This window comes from Azospirillum sp. B506, from assembly GCF_000333595.1.
In the GTDB taxonomy this organism is placed as follows: Bacteria; Pseudomonadota; Alphaproteobacteria; order Azospirillales; family Azospirillaceae; genus Azospirillum.
Map to the genome: position 1 here is coordinate 1 of NZ_BADK01000510.1, position 2,533 is coordinate 2,533.

At 72.4% G+C, this 2,533-nt stretch carries 3 protein-coding genes; all 3 read left to right on the forward strand.

Translation table 11 applies throughout. The annotated features are described in order from the left end of the window. A partial coding sequence (locus I71_RS15320; RefSeq protein ID WP_375731198.1) for a hypothetical protein occupies positions 1 to 569 on the forward strand: 569 nt, incomplete at its 5' end. Positions 570 to 660: 91 nt separating this feature from the next. Next, the gene (locus tag I71_RS15325; protein WP_042695717.1) at positions 661 to 1,155 is read left to right on the forward strand and encodes a HupE/UreJ family protein; all 495 of its coding nucleotides are present in this window, start codon (positions 661 to 663) and stop codon (positions 1,153 to 1,155) included. A 186-nt stretch (positions 1,156 to 1,341) separates the two neighbouring features. Next, on the forward strand, positions 1,342 to 2,533 hold a 1,192-nt coding region (locus tag I71_RS15330; RefSeq protein WP_244433856.1), incomplete at its 3' end, for a TAXI family TRAP transporter solute-binding subunit.

The following is a 2,533-nucleotide window of genomic DNA, read 5'->3' on the forward strand; positions in this document are numbered from 1 at the left end:
GCAGAACCGACATTCCATCAAGGACCCCACCTCTCCCGTCCCTCACCCCTCGACTGGCTCCGCTCGTCCTCATGCTGGCGGCAGCCGCTGGCGCGCCGTCGGACCTGCGCGACGACACGCCCGGCCGTGCCCAGGGCTTCCCTCCGATCTACAACCAGACAGTGGTCCCCGGCGGTGGCGGCGAGTGGCGAACCTGGAGCCAGATCCAGGCGGATCAGTCGCGCGCCGGCTCGACGCCCGCCACCGCGGCACAGCCCCGGCAGGCCGACGACAGCGAGAGGCGCCGCGAGCCGGACACCACCGACCAGCCCCAGCCGAAGCGCCGCCGCGGCAGTTCGTCGCCACCGCCCGACCCGGCCGTCCTGCCCCAGCCGCCGCGCCCAATCCCGGTGCCGCCCCCGCCGTCGTCGCAGAGCGCCACCGACGCTTTCAAGCGCGACCTGATCCGGCCGGAGGTCGACCGCATGCGCACCGACGACGCCATGGGGCGGCTCGACCCGCTGGGCCAGCGCGACCTGATGCGGCGGGAGAACGACCTGCGCCAATGGGGCGACCCGCTGGCGCGGTAGCGGTCGCGTCACCTCCACCTTGGCAGCTTGACCCCGCCCGGCTCCTACCGCCATACCGGCCCCTGGAACTGAACGGACAGGGGACGCGGTCATGACCACGCTGACGGGGGCCTTCGGCAACGGGCTGACCACGCCGGTGTGGGTGCTGCAGCATCTGCTGGGCATCCTCGGCATCGGCCTGTGGGCCGGTCAGGCCGGCGGCACCGCGGTGTGGCAGGTGCCCGCCGCCACCGTGACCGCCGCACTGGCGGCGGGCTTCGCCGCACAGATGGGGGTGCGGCTTCCCTATGCCGGGCCGGGACTGGCCGCCTCGCTGCTGGTGGTCGGGTCGCTGGTGGCTCTGGGGGTACGGGCGCCGGCTGCTGTGGCGGTGCTGGTCGCCGCGGTCGCCGCGGTGTTCCACGGCCATGCCCACCAGGGACCGCCGCTCTATTGGGCCGGATTCGCCGCCGGGCTGATGCTGGTCTCCTGCGGCGGGCTGGGCCTGTCCATCGCGGTGACCCAGGCCGAGTCGGACCGGGCGGTGCGGTTGTGTGGCGGTGCGGTAGCAGTCGCCGGCGTTCTTGACCTCGTCGGCGTGATTTGACCGGTTACGCCTTGAAATGACGGGGTTGCGCAGAAATCTTTGAAGCCACGCCCCTGCCAACCCCGCCCGTCCCATTTCCGGACGAACGGACCAGACGAACGGAACGCCCCGGTGCCCCGCGCAGCCGCCAAAGCCTGCCCTCCCCGACCGGGCCTTCCGTCATGGGAGCTTCAGGCCGGGTCCGCCGTGACACGCCGGCCGACACGCCGCCATCTGCTGAGCGGCCTGTTGGGAGGAGCGGCCCTGGCGCCGCTGCTGGGCGGCCGACTGCTGGGCGGACCAGCCGCCGCGCAGGATCTGCGCTATTTCCGCATCGGCACCGGCACCACCTCCGGCACCTATTTCCCGATCGGCGGCCTGATCGCCAACGCCATTTCCAACCCGCCGGGCTCCCGCCCCTGCGACAAGGGGGGAAGCTGCGGCATCCCCGGCCTGATCGTGGTGGCGCAGGCCAGCAACGGATCGGTCGAGAATGTCGAGATGCTGCGGGCCGGCACCGTCGAGGCCGGGTTCGCCCAGGCCGACGTCGCCTATTGGGCCTACAGCGGCACCGGCAGCTTCACCGGCAAACGCCCCTTCGCCGAACTGCGCTCGCTGGGCATGCTCTATGCGGAGGCGATCCAGGTCGTCGTCCGCTCCGACGGCTTCATCGACCGCATGGCCGACCTGAAGGGCCGCAGCATCTCGCTGGGCGAGGAAGGGTCCGGCACGCTGGTGGAGGCGCGGCTGATCCTCGACGCCTACGGCCTGTCGGAAAACACGATCACGCCGCTGTACCTGAAGCCCGGCATGGCCGCCGACCGGCTGGCGAAGGGCGAACTGGACGGCTTCTTCATGGTCGGCGGCTATCCGGTGGCGGCGGTCGCCGACGTGGCGGCGCGGGTGCCGATCCGTCTGGTGCCGCTGGACGGCGAGCCGGCCGACCGGCTGCTGCGCACCCAGCGCTTCTATATCGGACATGAGATCCCGGCCAACGCCTATCCCGGCAGCGCCCTCACCCCGACGCTCAGCCTGGGGGCGGAGCTGCTGACCCGCGCCGACCGCGACCCCGACCTGATCTATGGCGTCGTCCGCGCGCTGTGGCACGAGAACACCCGCCGCGTCCTGGCCGAGGGGCATCCGCAGGGCCGCAACTTCGACCCTGCCCGCGCGGTCGCCAACGTCTCGGTCCCCCTGCATCCGGGGGCGGAGCGCTATTACCGCGAGGCCGGCCTGATCGGCAACGCCGCCAACGAGCCGGCGCGCGGCGCGACCGGCGGCACCGGCGCAGATACCCCGCCTGCCGGCTCCCCTGCCGGCTCCCCTGCCGCCGCCCCTGCCGCCCCTCCTGCAACCATGGACAAGGACCCGGCCGAAAAGCCTTCTGGCGAAAAGACAG

Coding starts and splice junctions, on each gene's coding strand:
- I71_RS15325 (WP_042695717.1), top strand. CDS start 661: ATGACCACGCTGACGGGGGCCTTCGGCAACGGGCTGACCACGCCGGTG.